Below are 20872 nucleotides of genomic sequence, written 5' to 3' on the forward strand. Positions count from 1 at the left end.
CGTCGGCTTCCGGGGGCATTGCCGGTATAGGATGGCTCCCGACGATACGATTACCTTCAGCACCCCGCTTTCAACGGCTTCAACAGGTGGGGTCAATGGGAGGGTGTCTACTACGCATCAAGCGCCTTGTTGGTTGATGAGGTCCGGAACATGGAACCAGAGGAAAAACCTTTTATCGGTTTGGCAAATGCCCTACTTTCGATGATGCAAGAGCTTCCAGCCGCTTATTTATACATATGGCCCGGTCAGTTTTTGTTTGTGGGCCGGGCATTGGATACGCACATCCACGATCACCACGCCGTTCAGATGGTGATTAGTTTGGATACGCCTTTTCGGATGCGGTTAGCCGATGGGGCCTGGCAAACACAAATGGCGGTGCTTATTGACTCCGACCAGCCCCATGAATGTCTGGCCGACGACAGCACGATCCTGTTTCTTAATCTGGACCCTGAATCCAAAACGGCCAGACAACTACGTACCCAGTATTTGGCAGCGGCTGGCCATTTTGTGTTGCCCGATGCGCTCGTGACTTCTTTAGTTCAATCAGTTATACCTCTACTGGCCCACGAGAAAGGATGCCAGGGGGTTGCAGCCGTACTTCAATCGTTCTACGAGTTGTTGATAGATACCGACGAACCCGTCGGCATCGACGAGCGGATTCGGGTGGTGCAGCAGCGGCTGGCGCAATCGTTGCAGGCGGCTATATCGCTGGCCGAATTGGCCGATGAAGCTTGCCTGTCAGAAGGTCGACTCGTGCATTTGTTCAAGGAGCAGGTCGGCATTCCGATTCGCAAATACCTGCTCTGGCAACGATTGTTACAGGCCATTGGTCAAATCACGCAGGGCCGCAACCTGACGCAGGCGGCCCATGAAGCAGGCTTTGCCGACTCCGCCCATTTCAGCCGGAATTTTACCCGCATGTTTGGCCTGAGTCCATCCCTAATCACTAAAAACAGCCAGTTCGTTCAAGCCCGGATTTGCCGCTGAACTGACCTTTGTCCTGGTCTTCAACATAAACAGACAAGGCAATGGAACGTCGTGAATTCATTCAGCAAAGTGGCCGCCTCATGGCCGCAGGGGCAATTATCAATCATCTGGCAACGCCCGCACTAGCGCGGACCTCTCCCGTTACCGATTCGGCAGCACCGCACCGCAACACTATCCCCGACTTTTCGGGTGCCCTGGTCTACACGACCACCGTACAGAAAAACGGACAATCCGTGCGTATTCACGCCATCAGTACAGGAACCGTGGCCGTTACGCGCGCCTTTCGCCGGGAGAGAGGCGGCGATTTATTACGTAAAGTCAATATTCTGATCGACAGCCACTTCACGGAGTTTATGCCCGTGTGGGTGTGGGTCATTGAGCACCCGGAAGGGGTTATTGTGGTGGATACAGGCGAAAATGCCGATGTCCTGAACCCAGATTATTTCGATCAGGTAGGCATGCTTGATCGGTACATCAACCACAAAACCATCCGGTTCGGCATCACCCGCGAGCAGGAAATCGACCGCCAGCTGGCTAGCCTAGGTATCGAACCCAACCGCATCCGGTCGGTGGTCATGACACACCTGCACCTGGACCATACCGATGGAATTCGGCATTTCCCTAAAACCGAAATTGTAGTAGCTCGGCCGGAATTTTTGCATCCCTACAACAACCTGCCCGAGCTTTACCCCAGTTGGTTCAAGCCCCGTCTGGTCGATTATAAAACCGATAGCGTAGACAGTTTCGGGAAGGCGGTGGCCCTGACCGATGCGGGCGACATACTGCTGGTGGCTACGCCGGGGCACACACACCACCATAGCTCAGTGTTGTTTCAGGCCGATGATGCGCATTACCTGTTTGCCGGCGACACCTCTTACGACCAGTCGCAGCTACTCAGGGGCGAGTTGGCGGGGGTCAATGCCAACCAGAAGCAGACGCGCCAGACCTACGAAGTCATTCAGGACTATGCCACCCGGCATCCGCTGGTGTACTTACCTTCGCACGATGCTGACGCAGCCAATCGACTCGTCAATCGACACGTTCTTTTACAGCCGGGTATCAGCTCATAGCTGGGTAATCCGCGTAAAAGGCCCGGCATCGGTGGATCGGACAATTCGTCACGTAGCTCGTTTTATCAATTAAATTGACGAGACAAAGGCCGAATGGCTCAAGATTCAGCTCTCGACTGTCTGGGTACGTCCCTGAAGTAGCCTAACCAGCTACCCCACTACTGCTTTCGCCCAGAGCGCCAAATCCAGATTACGCAGCAGTTGATAATCAGCCGGGTTACCCCTGAACGTGCTGATTTGGACGAGCGCGCCGGGGGGTAGTTTTCCTTTCAGCCATTGTCTGATCAGCGTCAGCACGAGCTGTTCGCCAGCCGGTATTGCGCCGCTGGTGGTCAGTTTTCGCGCTACCGAACGGAGCGCATAGCTGAGGTAGTCGGCGTTGCCAAGACGGGCGTGGAGTAGTAGATTCATGAGTCGGCTCTGCGTGTACAACGTACGGGTGAGCGACCGGGCGGGGCGGGCCAAGACCCGGTTCAGGTGTTGCAGCGCCGCCGACAACCGACCCAGGCCTAGATCGAGCCGCACCAGCAGCAGATCAAACTCGGTTCGGGTTGGCAGGGCCAGTTGGGTCAGCCCGCGCTCGAACGACGCAGCATCGGTCAGGTACGTACCCAGCAGAGTGGCCGCTTCGGCAAACCGCCGCTGATCGACCAAAAGCAGCAGCGAATGGTACAACACCAGAGAGGGCACTGTGCGGTTCAGGCCCTGCACCGGCGTGTCGATGAGCCGGAGCCGGTCGATGAAGAATGGCATATCGTCGTAGCGTTCCAGCACCCGAAGATCGGCCAGAATACCTTCCAGGAGCTGGACATAATAGAGCGGCTGCTCGGCCCAAAGGGCGGTGTTGCTTTGAAAAAGCTGGTCCAGCTCCCGGTAAACGCGCAGGCTACCCGCTACGTCGCCAATCATGCGAAAGTAGGCCGACTGGAAATGCAGGTGCTGCTGCTGCATGGCGAACGACCGGGTCGCGCCAGACCGGGTCGCGTTAGACCGGGTCGCGTTAGACCGGGTCGGGACCGACGTACCCGTACGGTCGGTTCTGTTCTGGCGGTTCAGCAACTGATATTCCTCCAGCAGCAGGTCGTTTAGCCGAAGGGTGTCGGCCGGGTTACCTACCATACCTTGGGTTCGATAACGCATCAGCAGCGTTTCGTAGAGGGCGGCATGGTTCATGGCCGTCTGGGTACGTTCCGTTTGCTGGCGAATCAGCGCATGTTGCTTCGCCAGCGTGGCTTCGTCGACGCCGTCGAACTGCCAGCGTACCCACTGTTCCACCTGCTGGCGGGCAGCCAGCACCGCATAAAGCCCCCGTTCGTGTTGCTCAGCCAGGGTGCGTACTTTTTCCAGTTGCTCCTGACTGAACTGAACCAGCCCCCGCTCGTACAGGATCTGACTATCGTGCAGCAACTGACCAATGCGCACGTCGATGCGTTTGTCCTGCTCAAACTGCCGCAGGCTTTGCATCACCACCCGATAGAGGTATTTCCGGGCCGGTTCGAGCGTGACGCCGGGAAACGCCAGGGCCAGATCGGCCGTCAGGGCGTCGCCGGGCGTATCGTGCCGCAGCAGACAGTAGAAGAGGCGCAGGAAACCCCTGGTCGCGTCTGAACTGGCCTCCATCCGAACGTAACGTTTCTCGGATTTGGTCAGGGAATGAACCAGTTGATGCAGTATGTCGATCGTCATTTAGAAATAGCTATAACCGTACAATATATAGCCAGTTTAAACGCAATAAAGGCATTTTTAAGTCATACCTCCTTGACAAGGAATAGCTGTAATCGAAAAAATAGGACTTTGCTAGGTGCAAGTTTTCCATAGGTTTGTTCAACTACGTTGTATTCGCGATCTATGCCTGCTTCTGTTTGTGTAATCGGTAGTTCAAACACCGATATGGTCATCAAGGCCGAAAAACTACCTGCTCCCGGCGAAACGGTTATTGGGGGTACATTCCTAATGAACCCCGGCGGGAAAGGGGCCAATCAGGCCGTTGCCGCCGCCCGTCTGGCAACGGCGGGGGTATCGGCCGGTACGTTCACGCCGCCTACGTCCGTCACGTTTGTCGCCAATGTGGGCAACGACGTGTTTGGTCGGCAGGCGCTTCAACAGTTTGAGCGGGAAGGTATTCAGGGTGACTTCATCACGACCGATGCCGACGAGCCGTCGGGCGTGGCGCTGATCGGCGTCGATAGCCGGGGCGAAAACTGCATCATGGTCGCATCGGGGGCCAACGCCCGACTGGGCCGGGAGCAGGTATCGGTGGCGCTAACTTCGATCACGGATACGGATAACACTGTCGTTTTGCTTCAGCTCGAAACGCCCATCGCAACTGTCGATCACGCGGTGCGCGAGAGTCACGCACGGGGTATGCGCGTGGTGCTCAATCCCGCTCCGGCACAGGGGCTCGACCCTGCCATGCTGGCCTGTGTGTATGTGATCACGCCCAACGAAACCGAAGCCGAGCTGCTTACCGGTATCCGCGTCACCGACGAAGTAACCGCCCAACAGGCCGCCCAGCACCTGCACGAAGCGGGCGTGCCGAAGGTGGTGATCACACTCGGCTCACGCGGTGCTTACATCTCCGATTCGACGGGCGACCTGGCCCCGGTGCTGGTGGCTGCCCCACCCGTGACGGCCGTGGATACAACGGCGGCTGGCGACTGCTTCAACGGGGCGCTGGCCGTAGCCCTGGCCGAAGGGCGCAGCCTGGTCGACGCCGTATCGTTTGCCTGCAAAGCCGCGTCGATCTCCGTCACCCGCATGGGGGCTCAGGCCTCACTACCGCACCGACACGAAGTTGATACTCTGCCTTTACTGACCGTTTAATCCGTCAATAACCCCTTACGACCATGAAAACGCTTAACTACGTGCTGGTTCCACTCCTTGCCCTGATGGCGTTTGGACCAGCCCCAAAGCCCAAAAAACCGGCCACCGGGATGCCGGCCACTGGACTGTCGGCCACCGGATTGCCTGCCACCGTCACCATGACGAAAGCGGCCTTGCAGGACAAAATCAAAGGAGGCTGGGCGGGGCAGGTGATCGGCTGCACCTTTGGCGGGCCAACCGAGTTCAAATTCAACGGGACCATGATGAACGACTATCAGCCCATTCCCTGGTACGATGGCTACATCAAGAAGACGATGGTTGAGAACGTGGGCCTCTACGACGACCTGTACATGGACCTGACGTTTGTGGATGTGTTCGAGAAAAAAGGCCTCGACGCACCCGTCAGCGAACATGCCAACGCCTTTGCCAACGCAGGCTACATGCTCTGGCACGCTAACCAGGTCGGCCGGTACAATATCCTGAACGGCATGAAAGCCCCCGAATCGGGCCACTGGCTCAACAATCCTCACGCCGACGACATTGATTTTCAGATCGAAGCGGACTTTTCGGGCCTGATGGCTCCCGGAATGCCCAACACGGCCGTTCAGATTGGCGACCCGATTGGCCATATCATGAACTCGGGCGATGGCTGGTACGGGGGCGTCTACGTGGGGGCTATGTATTCGCTGGCGTTCGTGTCCAACGATGTCAACTACGTGGTGCGCGAGGGCTTGAAGGCCATTCCGGCGCAGAGTACCTTCTACCAGTGTATTGCCGACGTGATCAAGTGGCACGACCTCTACCCGACCGACTGGAAACGTACCTGGCTGGAGATTCAGCGCAAATGGGCCGATGAGGTCGGTTGCCCCGACGGTGTGTTTGCCCCTTACAACATCGACGCTAAAATCAATTCGGCCTACATCGTGCTCGGCCTGCTCTACGGACAGGGCGATTACACCAAAACGATGCAGATCAGCACCCGCGCCGGGCAGGATTCCGACTGCAACCCCTCGTCGGCAGGGGGTATTCTGGGCACCATGCTGGGCTATGACAAGATACCAGCCTACTGGAAGCAGGGCCTGGCTGAAGCTGAAGATATCGACTTCAAATACACGACCATGTCGCTCAACGATGTGTACGGCATTGGTATGAAGCACGCGCTACAGGTAGTTGAGCGCAACGGCGGCAAGGTGAGCGGCAACAACGTGACCATTGCCGTGCAAACGCCCAAAGCCGTACGGCTGGAACAGAATTTCACCGGCCATTACCCAACCGAAAAACGGGCGGTGAATAAAGACCTGGTTGGGCCGCATCAGGCTGGGCCGCATCCGGCCGGAGACGAGTATACGGCTACGTTTGAGGGGATCGGTTTCATTCTCAGCGGCGAGGCTCGGCCCAAAGCGCAGGGCAATCAGTACGATTACGAGAGCAACTACACGGGTCAGCTAGAGGTGTATGTCGACGACAAAAAGATCGAAACGGCCAACCTACCGGCCAGTTTCACCCGCCGCCGCTACGATATGACCTGGAAATACCAACTGGCACCGGGGAAGCATACGCTCCGGGTGAAATTGCTGAATCCGGATCCGGATTATCCCGTTCGCATCCGTACCCTGTTCGTCTTCGGCGATAAGCCCATCTTGGCCAAATATTAACCGTTGAAAATGGGAACCGCAGCGTTCCGCGTCCGGCGGCGGACCGTGCGGATTGAAGAAATTTAAGGGATGCTCGCGGATTTTTAGATTAACGGGATTAGCTCTGCGTTGCTCTTCGTCCGCTTCAATCAAAAAGCTGTGAGCATCCGTTCGATCCGCCTAATCCGCGTGCTATCATCTCCGTGACCATCCCTTAAATCCGCTCAATCCGCGTTTCATTATCTCCGCTAAAATCCCCTTCACCTTTATGTTTATCATCGAGTCATACACGACCGCCGTGCTTTTTTGTATCGTCACGATGCTCTGCTGGGGGTCGTGGGCCAACACTCAGAAGTTGGCCGCGGGCAGCTGGCGTTTCGAATTGTTCTACTGGGATTATGTGCTGGGTATCGTGGCGCTGGCATTACTATCAGCGTTCACGCTGGGCAGCATCGGCGAGGGGGGGCGCTCGTTTATCGCCGATGTGCAACAGGCCAGTACGGCCAATATTGGTTCGGCCATTTGGGGTGGTGTGCTGTTCAACGCGGCTAATATCCTGCTGGGGGCCGCTATTGCTATTGCCGGTATGTCGGTTGCGTTTCCGGTCGGTATCGGGCTGGCGCTGGTCATTGGCGTGGTGGTCAACTACCTCAACGCACCCGTCGGAAACGCGGGTCTGCTGTTTGGCGGTATGGCCTTGATCGTCGTGGCCATTCTGCTCAACGCGTTTGCCTACCGCCGAACGGCAACCGGCGGCACGGGGCTGTCGACCAAAGGTTTGCTGCTGTCGGTGGTGGCGGGTTGTCTGATGGGTTTGTTCTACGGGTACGTTGCCCAGGCGATGTTTCCGAATTTCGACGTACCTGAGCCGGGTAAACTCAGCCCCTACACGGCGGTGGTCTTTTTCGCGTTGGGTATTCTGGTCAGCAACCTGCTGTTCAACAGCCTGTTGATGTGGCGTCCCTTCATAGGTACGTCGGTGAGTTATGCCGACTATTTCCGGGGCAGCGGCCGCGATCACCTGACGGGCGTGCTGGGCGGTATGATCTGGTGCCTGGGCATGTCGTTCAGCATTCTGGCCTCCGACAAAGCCGGGCCAGCCATTAGCTACGGCCTGGGGCAGGGCGCTACGGTCGTGGCCGCCATCTGGGGTATTTATGTCTGGAAAGAGTTCGGCGGAGCGGCCCGTGCCGCGGCGCCCAAAGGCGTAGGTACGTTGCTGAACGGCATGTTGCTCTGTTACATCATCGGAATCGGTCTTCTGATTGTAGCGCGCTGATAACCAATCGGTAATTGTCCGGTAAATGCCCGAAACAGCTCCGTTTCCTTAATCTCGTTCAGACCAGTCCGTGCATGGCTCCTCAACTCACTGCCGCTCAACATACACAGCTCTGGAACGCCTTTCGGGAGGGCGATCGGGCCGCGTTTGCCCGGTTATACGACCTGTTTGCGGCCGACCTGTACCGCTACGGCTATAACCTGGTGCGCAACCGGCAGGTGGTGGAAGATTGCCTGCACGAACTGTTCCTGCACCTGCACGAAAACCGCAGTCGACTTGGACCGACCGATAACATCCGCTTTTACCTGTTCCGTGCCCTGCGTCGGCGGCTGCTGGATACGGTGGGTCGGTTCAATAAGCTCGACTCGGCCGACTACCTGTTTGATGAGGCCCAGTTTTTGATTCAGCCCCACGAGACAGCCCTGATTGCGGAAGAGTTGATGGATCATCAAAAACGAATCCTGATCGATGAATTGAACCGACTCCCTAAACGCCAGAAAGAGATTTTGTACCTGGTGTACATGAAGGAGATGAGCTACCCGCAGGCGGCCGAGGTGATGGGCATTACCCTGAAGAGCGTGTACAATACCCTCAACGTTTCCCTGGCGGCGTTGCGGGCTACGATGCAGCAGGCGTTGCAACTAAAAGGGGCATTGGTGAGCCTGGCGAGCCTGCTTACGGGTTACTTCGCAAATAATTAATTGGCCCGAAGACGGGAAAAACTAAGTTAAGTCCTGTTTAACGAGTACCACCCTGATGCCTGTGCAATGCCATACGCCACATTTACTGTCGACGACTTCTGCAACGATCCTTACTTCATCCAATGGGTAGTACACCCAACCGATGAATCGAATCAGTTCTGGCAGGCGTTTATGGTGGACTATCCGCACAAGAGGGAGACGGTTCAACAGGCAATCGACTTCGTCAAAACGATTCAGTTTCAGGAAATCGAGCCGTCTGAACTCGATCTGGCGCGGTTGAAGCAGCGTATCTGGGCCGACATCGACCAACCCGTGCGCGTGGTGCAGTGGTATCGGCGGCCGGGCTGGCTGGCAGCGGCCATGGTGCTGATTACGCTGGCCAGCCTTGGCTGGTGGACCTACCAGGCGACGCCAACCCACCAGACGGCCTACGGAGAAACAAAGGAGCTTAAACTGGCCGATGGCTCGACGGTCACGCTCAATGCCAACTCCTCGCTCAAAGAAGGGGATAACCTCGCCGATGCGGCCGTTCGGGAAGTGTGGCTCAGCGGCGAAGCCTATTTCAGCATCGCTAAACGCAAGGGAGCCAAGTTTATCGTCCACACGGCTGACGCGGCCGTGGAAGTGCTGGGCACGGAATTCAACGTAAACACCCGGCGGAAGCAGACCAATGTTGTCTTGCTCGAAGGCAAGGTGCAGCTCACCACCGCCGATCAGCCCGCCGTGGTGATGAAACCCGGCGACATGGCGACCGTGTTGCCCCAGCGCCGACAGATTCAGCTTAAAAAAGTGGTACCCGAAGCCTATGAGGCCTGGCGAGAAGCCTACCTCGTGCTGGATGGAAAAAGCCTGCCGGAGATCATCAGCACCCTGGAAGATACCTTCGGCGTCACCATCACGCTGAACAATGAGCGGTTGGCTGGCAAGACGCTCAGCGGCAAACTGCGCACCAAAGTGGCCGACGATTGCATCGAGGATCTGGCCATCATTCTGGAGGCCGACGTTAAAAAAACGGGGGATACGTACCTGTTCGAGTAACCAGCGTCAGACAGTCGAAAGATTTAAAAATTAACCGGAAATAATCATAGAAAAAACGGGAAAAGGGCCAACCCCGTCTGTTTGACTACCAATTACAGCCTAGTCAATCACACGTTTCCCGTTTAACTATGAAACGACATATCCTTTTTTACACGCTGGTACTCGGGTTAGTCTGGTTCAGCGGAATGCCGGATGCCGCCGCTCAGGTAACACTGGCCTCAATCAGGCAGGCAACAGACGGTGTAAAAGGGCAGGGAACCGGTACGAGCCTGCTGGTGCTGCTCAAAAAGCTGGAACTGATTCACAAAACCAGTTTCGTCTACCAGAAAGAGCTACTGGAGCATAAAACGTTTTCGGGGCCGTTCAACGAAACCGACAAACTAGAGCAGGTGCTGGAGCGGATACTGACGCCGGCCAACCTTCGGTTCAAAAAACTCAAAGGGGGCGATTATACCATCCTGCCCCGCAAGAGTCCTAAGGTTTCGTTTGACGCCGACGACCTGAAACCCGCCGACAGCAGCCCCCGGCTTAGCCCCGAGATGCCCCTGCCGTCGGGGCCAATGGCAGGGGCACGGGCCGACTTCTCACCCGTCGCGCAGCCAAACCGGGTGGTCGATATGGTGGTGAAAGGCAAGGTGATCGATTCGGAGAAAGGCGAGCCGGTACCCGGCGTGAGCATTGTGTTGAAAGGGGCCGTGAAAGGCACGAGCACCGATGCCAAAGGCGAGTATGCCATTACGGTGCCCGATGCAGGTGCCGTACTCGTGTTTAGCTTCGTCGGCTTTGAAAAACAGGAGGTTGCCGTTGGGAATCGCTCGCAGCTGAACATCACGCTGAAGGCCGACATGAATCAGCTCAACGAGGTGGTCGTGGTGGGCTTCGGCACGCAGAAAAAAGCCACCGTGACGGGCGCTATTTCGTCGGTCAACACCAAAGAGTTGCTGCAGTCGCCGGTGGCCAACATCAGTAACTCACTGGTGGGGCGTATGCCGGGGCTTTTCGCCGTTCAGGGTAGTGGTGAGCCAGGCAACGACCAGTCGACATTGCGTATCCGGGGCGTCAGCACGTTTTCCGGCGCGGCCGACCCGCTTATTCTGGTCAACGGGGTACAGGTCAGCAATTATAACAACATCGACCCCAACGAAATCGAGAACCTGACCATCCTGAAAGATGCGTCGGCTACGGCCATTTACGGCATACGCGGAGCCAACGGCGTGCTGCTAATTACCACCAAGCGGGGCAAAGTGGGTAAGCCGCAGTTTAGTTACACGGGTAACCTGGCCGTAACCAGCTTTACGAACCTGCGGAAAGGCATGAACAGCTACGATTACGCCAGTTCATACAACGCCGGCCTGAAAGCAGATAGCTACGTGTCGGGCGGCTACACGCCCAAATTCACCGACGACGACCTGGCCAAGTACAAATCGGGCGAGGATCCGATCTTTCACCCGAACTCAGATTGGTACGCGCTGGCCCTGAAGCCACAGGCGCTGCAAACCCAGCATAACGTGACCATCAATGGCGGCACCGAGAAAGTGCGCTACTTCGTGTCGGCGGGTTTTTTCAGCCAGGGCGGGCAGTTCAACAACTCCGATGTCATCAAGGATTTCGACGCCAACCGCACCTACAAGCGCTACAACTTCCGGTCGAACTTCGATTTCGAGGTTACCAAACGCCTGAAAGCATCGATCGACCTGTCGTCACAAACCGAAAACCTGACGGGCTCCAACTGGCCGACCGTGCGCATCATCGAGAGCATCGCTCGCTCAAACCCCATTACATCCCCCGGTATCATCGACGGCAAAATTGTGAATCTGGTTGGCGTTGCCGCCGTGAACAACCCCATTGCCGATATGTTCTCCAACGGCTACAACCGGCAGTACCGCAACTTTCTGCAAGGGTCGATCCGGCTCGATTACATGCTCGACTTCATCACCGAAGGGCTGACCATGCACGGGCTGACAAACTACCAGAACAACAACACCGAAACGCTGATTAACCTGCGGCCGCTGGTGACGTATAATGCCATCCGTTTGGCCGACGGAACCATCAATTACATTCCCCAGAACGTCGACCAGCCCTTTAGTTTTCAACAGCAGATCGGGAAAAATCGCCGCGCTTACGCCGAGTTCGGGTTCGATTACAAACGGGCCTTCGGGGAGCATTACGTAACGGCGCTGGTCAACTACAACCAGACCAAATACTTCGATCCGACGCTGGCGTTTCTGGTGCCAAACGGCTATCAGGGCGTTGTGGGCAGGACAACCTACGGCTACAAAAGCCGGTACCTGGCGGAGTTCACCTTTGGCTACAACGGCACCGAGAACTTCGACGTGGGCAAGCGGTTCGGGTTCTTTCCCGCCTTTTCGCTGGGCTGGGTCGCGTCTGACGAAGCCTTCTTTCCCAAAAATGACGTGCTAACGTACCTGAAATTCAGGGGGTCATACGGCGAAACGGGCAATGACCAGATCGGTAGTGATCGTTTCCTATACCGGCCATCGGCTTACACGACGGCCACAAACGCATACTTCTTCGGCGAAGTAGGGAGCACGCAGACCGCCTACACCCGCTCGATCGAAGGCAAGCTGGGCAACCCCAACGTGACCTGGGAACGGGCCATTGAGCGCAATTTCGGCGTAGAACTGGCCTTGTGGAAGAATAAAATCCGCGTAACGGCCGATTACTTCAACAAACAACGCGACAACATTCTGGCTAACCTGGGTACGGTGCCCATCACGGTTGGCGCCACGCTGCCCGCCTACAACCTGGGCAAGATGAACAACCGGGGTATCGACGGCGACATTACCTACAACGATCAGCTTGGCAAGCTCGCTTTCTGGGTGAGAGCCAACTACACCTTTGCCCGTAACAAAATCGAATTCCAGGACGAAACCGTCCGGCCGTTCAGCTACCAGTATCGGACGGGGCAGCGCTACGGCCAGTTGTTTGGCCTGGTTGCCGATGGCCTCTACAACACCTGGGCGGAAGTGAACGACGCTAACCGGCCCATTTCGATTTACAATAGCAACAAAATCCAGCCCGGCGACATCCGCTACAAAGACATCAACGGCGATGGCGTCATCAACGCCGACGACGAGGTGCCCATTGGTTATTCCAACTTTCCCGAGAAAATCTTCGGTATCTCGTTTGGCGGCAACTACAAAGGATTCGACTTCTCGGTGCTGTTTCAGGGCGCCAGCAACGTGTCCATCGCCTACAACCGAACCCAGAACCGGGGCTTCTTTGAAGACCGCGCCGCACCCGCTTACCTCATAAACAGCTGGACCGCCGAGCGGTACGAGCAGGGCCTGCCGATTGATTTTCCCCGGTTTTCGCAGAACGGCACCTACAACCACAACTACGTCAACTCGTCGTACTGGATTCGTGACGCCAGCTACGTGCGGCTGAAAAACGTGGAAATCGGCTACAACCTGCCCAAAGCGTTTCTGAGCCGGATTGGCCTGAGCGGTACGCGGCTCTACGTAAACTCGAACAACCTCTACACCTGGAGTTCGGTGTTTCCCGGCGTTGACCCGGAGCTGCCAACCGGCGTGACCAACGAAGAGCCATACCCACTCACCCGCACCCTTAACCTGGGGCTCAATCTCAAATTTTAAACCAGTATGAAAACGATAATCAGGGCTGTTTTTTGTGGCATCCTGTGCCTGGTGGCCGCCGCCTGCGACAAAAATCTGAGCGAGTTTCTGGATAAAGCCCCCGGCGTCGACGTCAACGAGAATACCATTTTCTCGTCGAGAGTGCAGCTGGAAACGTTCATCACAGGTACGTATCGCATCGGCATTCACTCCATTTTTACGTACAACGACGCGGCACTGATCCCCGCGCCAGCCAGCCGCACGTTTACCATCAACGCCGCCGCCACCGATGAAGCCGAAGCCGAGGTGACGTTCTTCCATACCGAAAACTGGAACGACGCCAACATCACGGCCAACGACAACCCGGTGGGGCGGGAAGACTACCGCTACTGGATCCGCTGGACGGCCATACGAAACTGCAACATCATTCTGGAACGCCTCAACGACGTACCTGGCCTGGACGAAACCTACAAGAATCAGGTGATCGGCGAGGCGAAGTTTATCCGGGCGTTGAATTACTCGGAGATGCTGAAACGCTACGGTGGTGTACCCATCATCGACAAGCGGCAGCAGCTGACCGATGACCTGAAAGTGAAGCGCAATACCGTGGAAGAGGTCGTCAATTTCATTGTGAAAGACTGCGACGATGCCGTTTCGCTGTTGCCCGCTACCTACCCGGCGACCTTCCGGGGGCGGGCGACCAAAACAGTAGCCCAGATGCTTAAGGCTCGTACGCTGCTGTATGCCGCCAGCCCCCTGTTCAACACGGCCACGCCCTACCTGAGCCTGGGTGACAACAACAAGCTCATCTGCTACGGTAATCAGGATAATGCACGCTGGCAAAAAGCAGCCGACGCGGCCAAAGCGGCCATCGAACTGGCTCCCGGCGGTGGCTTCGCGCTCATCACCGACAAAGGCACCGACAAGAACTACAAATTCATGTGGGAGCAGAACGACAACACCGAAATCGTGCTGGCCGAAAAAGCCTACGGGGCGCGGGGTCGCCAGCAGTTTCCGTGGTATGGCACCCAGCCGGCCGTTATTGCCCTTGGTTCGTGGGGTGGGGTGTCGGTGATGCACAATTTTATCCGGAAGTACGAAAAGAAAGACGGCACGCCCCAGACCTGGGATCTGGACAATGGCGGCACCGACCTGATGAAGAAATACGCGGAGCTGGACCCCCGCTTCGCCCAGACAGTCGGGTACAACGGCTCGTACTGGAACAAGGATTACCCGGTGCTGGAAACGTTTCAGGGCGGGCGCAATGCGGCGTCCTGCTGGGGTGGGGCCTGGATGAAAAAACTGATTCCTGATTTGCTGTCGAGCACAGCCAACGCGGTGCCCAACTCCATTGTGTTCCGCCTGGCCGAGGCGTACCTGAACTACGCCGAAGCGCTCAACGAAGCCCAGGGCCCCGTGCCGGCGGCCTACGATGCCGTGAATACCATCCGGGCGCGGTCGGGGATGCCCAAGTTGCCAGCGGGGCTCACGCAGGAGCAATTTCGGGCGCGGGTTCGCAACGAGCGGGACATCGAACTGGCGTTTGAGGACCACCGCCTCTGGGATATCCGCCGCTGGATGATCGCCGAAAACGAGGGCGTAATGAAGGGGAAGCTGTATGGCATGCGCATTTACAAGCTCGCCAACAGCACCACCGAATTCCGCTATGAGCCCTACGTGAAAGAGGTGCGCACGTTCCTGCCCCGCATGTACCTCCACCCATTCCTGAATTCCGAAGTTTACAAGGGTTACCTCGTCCAGAATCCGGGCTGGTAAGCACTCTCCTCCTGCGCTGTATGAACGCCAAAAACTACTCTACTATAGGGCTGCTTTCGTTGCTGTACCTTGGCCTTTGTCAGGTTACGGAAGGCCAGGTGGCCACCAAGGATACAGTCACAACGGCCCGCCCGTTATCTTTTTCGGATCGGAACACCGACCGGCCCATCGCGTATGGGGTGCAGCCCGCCTGGAAGGTGACTAGCGCCATCTCGTCTGTTTCGGGCAACGACCTGCGTAAAAACCTGACGACCAACCTGGGTAACACGCTCTTTGGCCGCCTACCCGGCCTCACGGTTGGCCAGAGCGGTGGCGAACCCGGCAACGACTCGCCCTCGCTTCGGGCGCGGGGTACCAACACCTACGGCACGGGCCGTAACGTACTGGTGCTGGTCGATGGCTACGAGAGTTCCTACGAGCAACTGGTACCCGACGAAATTGAAACCGTCTCGTTGTTGAAAGACGCGTCGGCCACGGCCATTTACGGCCTGCGCGGGGCCAACGGCGTGCTGCTGATCACCACCAAACGGGGCGCCGACAGTCCGCTGGTGGTTAATTTCAGCACGCAGCAGGGGTTTCACACGGCCACCCGGCTCCCCCAGTTTCTGGGCTCGTATGACTACGCCCGCCTGTACAACGAAGGGCTGAAAAATGATGGTAAAGCCCCGCTGTATACCGACACCGACTTAGATGCCTACCGCACGGGCAGCGACCCGTATTTCCACCCCAACGTAAACTGGTATGATCAGGTGCTGCGGAAAACGGCCCCGATTTCGACCTATAACCTGAATTTTAAGGGAGGCAACAGCAGCGTTCGCTACTTCGTACTGCTGAACGCGGTGATGAGCAATGGCCTGTATAAGAACACCGGCGATATGGTTGCTGAAAGTGTCAACTCGCAGTATTCACGGGTCAATTTCCGCTCGAACGTCGACATCAACCTCACCAAGCGCCTGTCGGCCTCGCTTACCCTGGGTGGGTCGGTGGAAGACAAAAGCAATCCGGGCGGCACCACCACGGGGGGCATTTTCAATTCATTGGCCACCCTGCCGCCCAACGCCTTCCCCGTCTACAATGCCAACGGTACGTTTGGCGGCACCAGTGCGTTGAGCAACCCACTGGCCAACCTCCTGCAAACCGGGTCGTACACCTCCAACGGCCGCACCATTCAGACGAACCTGCGCTTTACCGAGCAACTCGACATGCTGGCCCCCGGCCTGAGTGTGTCGGCGGCTGTGTCGTTCAACAATTTCTTCCGGAGTTACTCGGATAAAACGAAGCAGTATGAGCGCTACTTCGCCACCAAAGGCGTGGCCGGCGATACCCTCTACACGCGCTTCGGGCAAAATACGTCGCTGGTCGGTAACGAAGCCAACTCAGATCAATACCGGAACATCATCTTCCAGGGCTTCCTGAACTACGACAGAACGATTGGTCGGCACAGCATCTCGGCCCTGTTGATGTACAATTCGGATAGCTACACCAATACCACGCAGGGCAGCAATGCCATCGAGAGCCTGCCGTTCAAGCACCTGGGTGGCGGCGGACGGCTGACTTATACCAACAGCGACAAGTACATCGGGGAGGTGTCGGTCGGCTACATGGGCTCGGAAGCCTTTCCGAAGGGTGGGCGATTCGGGTTTTTTCCGGCGGCATCGGTTGGCTGGATCGCCTCAAATGAGGCTTTTCTGAAGAATAACGCGCTGGTAACGTACCTGAAGCTGCGCGCCTCGTATGGCCTGACGGGGAACGACCAGATCGGCAGCCCCAACCGGTATTTCTACGAACAGCCTTATCGATACACGGCCGCCTACTACCTGGGAACGGGCAACACGCAGGTGAATGGCCTGGTTGAAGGAGTCGCCAATCCGAATGTAAGCTGGGAGAAAGAAAAGAAACTGAACGTGGGCGTTGAGCTGACTCTGGCCAAACGGCTGGACATTGGCCTCGACATCTTCCGGCAGGATCGCTACGACATTCTGGCGGCACCCAACAGCACCGTGCCCCAATACATTGGCACTACGCTGCCCCAGCTCAACCAGGGTAAGGTGACCAACAGCGGCTTTGAGGCTACCGTTCGGTACAGCAGCGGGCCAACCACAGGTACGTCTGCCAGCCAGCTGCAGTACATGGTGGAAGCCAGCGGCTGGTACGCGCAGAACAAAATCGTGTATAACTCGGAAGCGATCCGGCTGTATGACTACCAGTATACGACGGGCCAGCCAATCGGGCAGCCGTTTGGGTTGCAGGCGCTGGGCCTGTTCCGGGATCAGGCCGATATCGCGGCGAGTCCCCGGCAGATTTTTGCCCCGGTGCAGCCCGGCGACATCAAGTACAAAGACCAGAACGGCGACGGCATCATCGACCAGAACGACACCCGCCCGATCGGCAACACCTCGATACCAACCCTCACGCTGAGTCTGCATTCGCGGCTTCAGTACAAAGGCTTCGATCTGGAATTCCTGTTTCAGGGGGTAACCGGCCGAACCACGTATTTCGGCGGTACGCTCTTCCAGGCGTTCCAGAACAACGGGCAGGTGGGCCCCATTGCGCTGAACCGCTGGACGCCCGAAACGGCCGCCACGGCAACGTACCCACGGCTGTCGGCCTCCAATAACCTGAACAACTTCCAGTTTTCCGATTACTGGCAGCGCGATGGTAGCTTCATCAAGCTACGTAGTCTGGAGCTGGGCTACACCGTTGCTAGTCAGCTTATTAGCCGTGTAAAGCTGAGCAACGCCCGCCTGTTCGTGAATGGGACGAACCTGTTCTCGCTCGATCGCATGGACGGGTATGCCGACCCCGAGGTGATTGGTGGCTATCCACCGTTGCGCACCGTCAGTATAGGCATCCGGCTTCAATTCTAAGACAGCAGTTAATCAAGACAAACCCAATGAGACGATTTGTATCCATAGGCTGGGTGGCCGTCATGGTCTGGCTGAGTGGCTGTGTGAACCTGGACCGCGAGCTCAATACCGAGATCACGCCCCAGCAGGCGACAACCTCCTACGACTACACGTTAAACCGCGTAAGTTCCATTTATTCGGATCTGCCCGCGGGCTACCTGCAAATTGATGGTGCCATGACGGCGTCGGCAACCGACGAGGCGGAACATACGCTGGAAACATCCAATGTGCAGAAGTTCAACACCGGGTCGTGGAATGCCATCGACAACCCCGACAACCTGTGGGCGACCTTCTACCGGGGTATTCGCAAAACGAACCAGTTCCTGGCGGCGTCAGACAGCGTGAACCTGAACCAGTACAAACTGGACCCCACACCGTCGGCACAAACCGTGTATCAGAACCGGCTGGCCGAGATTAAACGGTGGAAATACGAAGCCCGCTTCCTGCGCGCGTTTTTCTACTTCGAACTGGTAAAGCGCTACGGTGGCGTACCGATTATCAATCAGGTGCTAACGGTAGAATCTGATTTTCAGAGCATAAAGCGCAACTCATTGGCCGACTGCATTCAGTTCATTACCGCTGAGTGCGATTCGGCGGCCAGAAACCTGCCCGTTGTCTATTCGGCGCCGGCGTCTGATCTGGGCCGCGCCACGCGGGGAGCGGCGCTGGCGCTCAAGAGCCGGGTGCTGCTGTATGCGGCCAGTGATCTGTTCAATACGCCGACCTGGGCGGGCGGCTATGCCAATCCGGAGCTGATCTCGCTGACCGGCGACCGGCAGGCACGCTGGAAAGCCGCCGCCGATGCCGCCAAAGCCGTGATTGATCTGGCCGGTACGGGCTATGTGCTGAACACCAACTACCGAAACCTGTTCATTACCAACAGCTACACCCTGCCCGAAATCATCTTCGCGCGCCGGAACGCGTCGAACCTGAACGACTTCGAGAAGGCCAATTACCCCATCGGCTACGACCTGGGCAACAGCGGCACCACGCCCTCGCAGAACCTGGTCGACGCTTACGAAATGACCAACGGGACCAAGTTTGACTGGAACAACCCGGTGCATGCGGCCAACCCCTACGCCAACCGCGACCCCCGGCTGGGGCTGAACGTTATTCTGAACAACACCCCCTATAAAGGGCGAAATGTTGAGATCTGGCCGGGTGGTCGGGACGGTAAGGGCATCGTCAACGCTACGAAGACCGGGTATTACCTGAAAAAGTACGTCAACGAGAATCTGAACCTGCTGCTAAACAATACCACTGCCTATTCCTGGAATCTGTTCCGACTGCCCGAAATCTTCCTGAATTACGCCGAAGCCCTGAACGAGGCATCGCCCGGCCACGTCGACATCAAAACCTATGTTGATCGGGTACGTGCCAGGGCGGGCGTAGGCATGCCCGCGTTACCGGCTGGTCTGTCGCAGACCGAGATGCGGGAACGAATCCGAAATGAGCGGCGGGTTGAGTTGGCGTTTGAAGACCACCGCGGCTGGGATGTGCGCCGCTGGATGCAGGGGCCACAGTACCTGGGCGCACCGCTAATGGGGGTTGAGATCAACCGGGTGGTCAATGGCACCACTACCACCTTCACTTACAAACCGGTTGTGGTCGAAAACCGGGTTTTTGAGCCTAAAATGTACTTATATCCCATTCCACAGGGCGAGTTGAACACGTCGAGAGGATTGATTCAGAATCCACTCTGGTAACCCGTGCCAGGTACGTACCTACTCTGCTTTCCTAACGCCACCACTGTATGGTCTCTCTCCTAACTACCACTCGGTTCATGCTGATCGGCCTCGGATTCGGTCTGCTGCTGGGTTCCTGTACATACGAAGAAATTGCCAAAGCCGACTATCCGCAGCAGATCCTGTACATGCCTGCGGCTAAAAACGGCGTGTTTGCCATCGCCAGTATCGCCACATCAGGAGCGTACCGGTTTACGGTCGACGGGGCCAACAAGAAAATTGTCATTCCCCTGAGCGTGTACCGGGGCGGCGTGTCAAACGAGGGCGATGTCGCCGTGACGGTGGCGGCCAATGCCGATACGGTCAGTCGCCTGATCAGCGCCAGCGCACTGGTGGGTACAACTTTGCTGCCCGCGGATAAAGTGGTGCTGCCAACGACCGTAACCATCGGGAGCGGCAGCTACGTGATCCCGTTCGACCTGAAAATCGACCTCGATTACCTCCGGACGGCTCCTGTTGGGCAAAAATTGGCGATGGCGGTGACCATAGCCAGCCCGCAAGCGCCGGTAAACCCCACCCTGAAAACGACGGTTATTTCGTTTGATCCGGCTATTCTGAAGCCGGTGCCCAATTTTACGTCGAAAGCAGACGCGGCTTCAGCTCGAAAAATCGCCTTTACCAATGCATCCCTGAATGCGGTCAGCTATTCCTGGGATTTTGGTGATGGATCGGCCCCGGTCACCGACGCTTCGCCAACGTACACCTATAGCAAGGCTGGTACCTATACGGTTACGCTTACCGCCACCGGAATCACGGGCAGTGCTGACGCTGCCCAAAAGACAGTCACTCTCTCCATACCATAAAACCGGGGCCAGCTTAGGCTGGCCCTCCCTCCGTATGCCGTCGATGGCATAGCCGGGTTGCCGGAGCAAGAGTCCGTTCTTTTTCTGAAACACGTATGGCGCATCTACTGACACTGACGCAACACAGCTGCGAGCGGGGCGATCTGACGGTCCTGGAACGGGTGCTTCCGGGTACGTTAAAACGTGTTTTCTACATCACCAATGCCGACGGTGCTGTCCGGGGTGGGCATCGGCATAAGAAAGCCTGGCTGGCGCTGACCTGCCTACAAGGAAGTGTCGATGTGTTAGTCGACAACGGGCAGCAAGCTACCGGCTTCACCCTCGATAAGCCAGATCAGTGTCTGGTTCTGGAGCCCGAAGACTGGCATCTTCTGACTGCTTTCCGCAATACGGCTATTGTACTCGTCGTGTCGAATGAAGGCTATGATGCGGCTGATTACATTGATCAAAAGCCTGGCTCAACCCATAACGAGCGAGCGTCGGCTTCAGTAGTATACTTCTGTTAATCAATAAT

14 protein-coding genes are annotated in these 20872 nt (G+C 57.0%); 13 read left to right on the top strand and 1 reads right to left on the bottom strand.

Annotated elements, in window-relative coordinates:
• Positions 1-204: 204 nt before the first annotated feature.
• On the top strand, positions 205-987 hold the full coding sequence (locus FAES_RS28985; RefSeq protein ID WP_229364468.1) for a helix-turn-helix transcriptional regulator: 783 nt from the start codon (positions 205-207) through the stop codon (positions 985-987).
• Positions 988-1028: 41 nt separating this feature from the next.
• The gene (locus FAES_RS12105) at positions 1029-2057 is read left to right on the top strand and encodes an N-acyl homoserine lactonase family protein (RefSeq protein WP_015331499.1); all 1029 of its coding nucleotides are present in this window, start codon (positions 1029-1031) and stop codon (positions 2055-2057) included.
• 150 nt (positions 2058-2207) lie between these two features.
• Here the strand turns inward: FAES_RS12105 and FAES_RS12110 are convergent, their stop codons facing one another.
• Complete coding sequence (locus FAES_RS12110; protein ID WP_015331500.1) at positions 2208-3743, bottom strand: hypothetical protein; 1536 nt, start codon at positions 3741-3743, stop codon at positions 2208-2210.
• Positions 3744-3905: 162 nt separating this feature from the next.
• Here FAES_RS12110 and rbsK point away from each other — a divergent pair, with 162 nt between their 5' ends.
• The 11 genes from rbsK to FAES_RS12165 all read left to right on the top strand — a co-directional run bounded on the left by rbsK (position 3906) and on the right by FAES_RS12165 (position 20864).
• Positions 3906-4880 (top strand): ribokinase, encoded by a 975-nt coding sequence (rbsK, locus tag FAES_RS12115; RefSeq protein WP_015331501.1) that lies wholly within the window; start codon positions 3906-3908, stop codon positions 4878-4880.
• 23 nt (positions 4881-4903) lie between these two features.
• Positions 4904-6535: an ADP-ribosylglycohydrolase family protein gene (locus tag FAES_RS12120; RefSeq protein WP_015331502.1), complete on the top strand. Its 1632-nt coding sequence runs from the start codon at positions 4904-4906 to the stop codon at positions 6533-6535.
• Positions 6536-6782: 247 nt separating this feature from the next.
• Positions 6783-7793 carry a GRP family sugar transporter gene (locus tag FAES_RS12125; protein WP_015331503.1) on the top strand — a complete coding sequence of 337 codons (1011 nt, stop codon included), beginning with the start codon at positions 6783-6785 and terminating at the stop codon, positions 7791-7793.
• A gap of 74 nt (positions 7794-7867) precedes the next feature.
• On the top strand, positions 7868-8494 hold the full coding sequence (locus tag FAES_RS12130) for an RNA polymerase sigma factor (protein ID WP_015331504.1): 627 nt from the start codon (positions 7868-7870) through the stop codon (positions 8492-8494).
• Positions 8495-8560: 66 nt separating this feature from the next.
• Positions 8561-9532 carry a FecR family protein gene (locus FAES_RS12135; protein ID WP_015331505.1) on the top strand — a complete coding sequence of 324 codons (972 nt, stop codon included), beginning with the start codon at positions 8561-8563 and terminating at the stop codon, positions 9530-9532.
• Between the two features lie 128 nt (positions 9533-9660).
• Positions 9661-13149: a SusC/RagA family TonB-linked outer membrane protein gene (locus tag FAES_RS12140; protein WP_015331506.1), complete on the top strand. Its 3489-nt coding sequence runs from the start codon at positions 9661-9663 to the stop codon at positions 13147-13149.
• A 6-nt stretch (positions 13150-13155) separates the two neighbouring features.
• Positions 13156-14904: a RagB/SusD family nutrient uptake outer membrane protein gene (locus FAES_RS12145; protein ID WP_015331507.1), complete on the top strand. Its 1749-nt coding sequence runs from the start codon at positions 13156-13158 to the stop codon at positions 14902-14904.
• A 20-nt stretch (positions 14905-14924) separates the two neighbouring features.
• On the top strand, positions 14925-17771 hold the full coding sequence (locus FAES_RS12150) for a SusC/RagA family TonB-linked outer membrane protein (protein WP_015331508.1): 2847 nt from the start codon (positions 14925-14927) through the stop codon (positions 17769-17771).
• Between the two features lie 26 nt (positions 17772-17797).
• Positions 17798-19516, top strand: coding sequence for a RagB/SusD family nutrient uptake outer membrane protein (locus tag FAES_RS12155; RefSeq protein WP_041257808.1), 1719 nt, complete (start codon positions 17798-17800; stop codon positions 19514-19516).
• 47 nt (positions 19517-19563) lie between these two features.
• Entirely contained in the window at positions 19564-20358 is a 795-nt protein-coding gene (locus tag FAES_RS12160; protein ID WP_015331510.1) for a PKD domain-containing protein, read from the top strand.
• A 95-nt stretch (positions 20359-20453) separates the two neighbouring features.
• A complete protein-coding gene (locus FAES_RS12165) occupies positions 20454-20864 on the top strand; it encodes a sugar 3,4-ketoisomerase (RefSeq protein ID WP_015331511.1) in 411 nt (136 codons plus the stop codon).
• Positions 20865-20872 lie beyond the last annotated feature (8 nt).

The organism is Fibrella aestuarina BUZ 2 (genome assembly GCF_000331105.1).
Lineage (GTDB): Bacteria > Bacteroidota > Bacteroidia > Cytophagales > Spirosomataceae > Fibrella > Fibrella aestuarina.

Bases quoted from the DNA above. Each gene is read 5' to 3' on its own strand.
- FAES_RS28985 (WP_229364468.1), top strand. From the start codon at position 205: ATGCAAGAGCTTCCAGCCGCTTATTTATACATATGGCCCGGTCAGTTT.
- FAES_RS12105 (WP_015331499.1), top strand. From the start codon at position 1,029: ATGGAACGTCGTGAATTCATTCAGCAAAGTGGCCGCCTCATGGCCGCA.
- FAES_RS12110 (WP_015331500.1), bottom strand. From the start codon at position 3,743: ATGACGATCGACATACTGCATCAACTGGTTCATTCCCTGACCAAATCC.
- rbsK (WP_015331501.1), top strand. From the start codon at position 3,906: ATGCCTGCTTCTGTTTGTGTAATCGGTAGTTCAAACACCGATATGGTC.
- FAES_RS12120 (WP_015331502.1), top strand. From the start codon at position 4,904: ATGAAAACGCTTAACTACGTGCTGGTTCCACTCCTTGCCCTGATGGCG.
- FAES_RS12125 (WP_015331503.1), top strand. From the start codon at position 6,783: ATGTTTATCATCGAGTCATACACGACCGCCGTGCTTTTTTGTATCGTC.
- FAES_RS12130 (WP_015331504.1), top strand. From the start codon at position 7,868: ATGGCTCCTCAACTCACTGCCGCTCAACATACACAGCTCTGGAACGCC.
- FAES_RS12135 (WP_015331505.1), top strand. From the start codon at position 8,561: ATGCCATACGCCACATTTACTGTCGACGACTTCTGCAACGATCCTTAC.
- FAES_RS12140 (WP_015331506.1), top strand. From the start codon at position 9,661: ATGAAACGACATATCCTTTTTTACACGCTGGTACTCGGGTTAGTCTGG.
- FAES_RS12145 (WP_015331507.1), top strand. From the start codon at position 13,156: ATGAAAACGATAATCAGGGCTGTTTTTTGTGGCATCCTGTGCCTGGTG.
- FAES_RS12150 (WP_015331508.1), top strand. From the start codon at position 14,925: ATGAACGCCAAAAACTACTCTACTATAGGGCTGCTTTCGTTGCTGTAC.
- FAES_RS12155 (WP_041257808.1), top strand. From the start codon at position 17,798: ATGAGACGATTTGTATCCATAGGCTGGGTGGCCGTCATGGTCTGGCTG.
- FAES_RS12160 (WP_015331510.1), top strand. From the start codon at position 19,564: ATGGTCTCTCTCCTAACTACCACTCGGTTCATGCTGATCGGCCTCGGA.
- FAES_RS12165 (WP_015331511.1), top strand. From the start codon at position 20,454: ATGGCGCATCTACTGACACTGACGCAACACAGCTGCGAGCGGGGCGAT.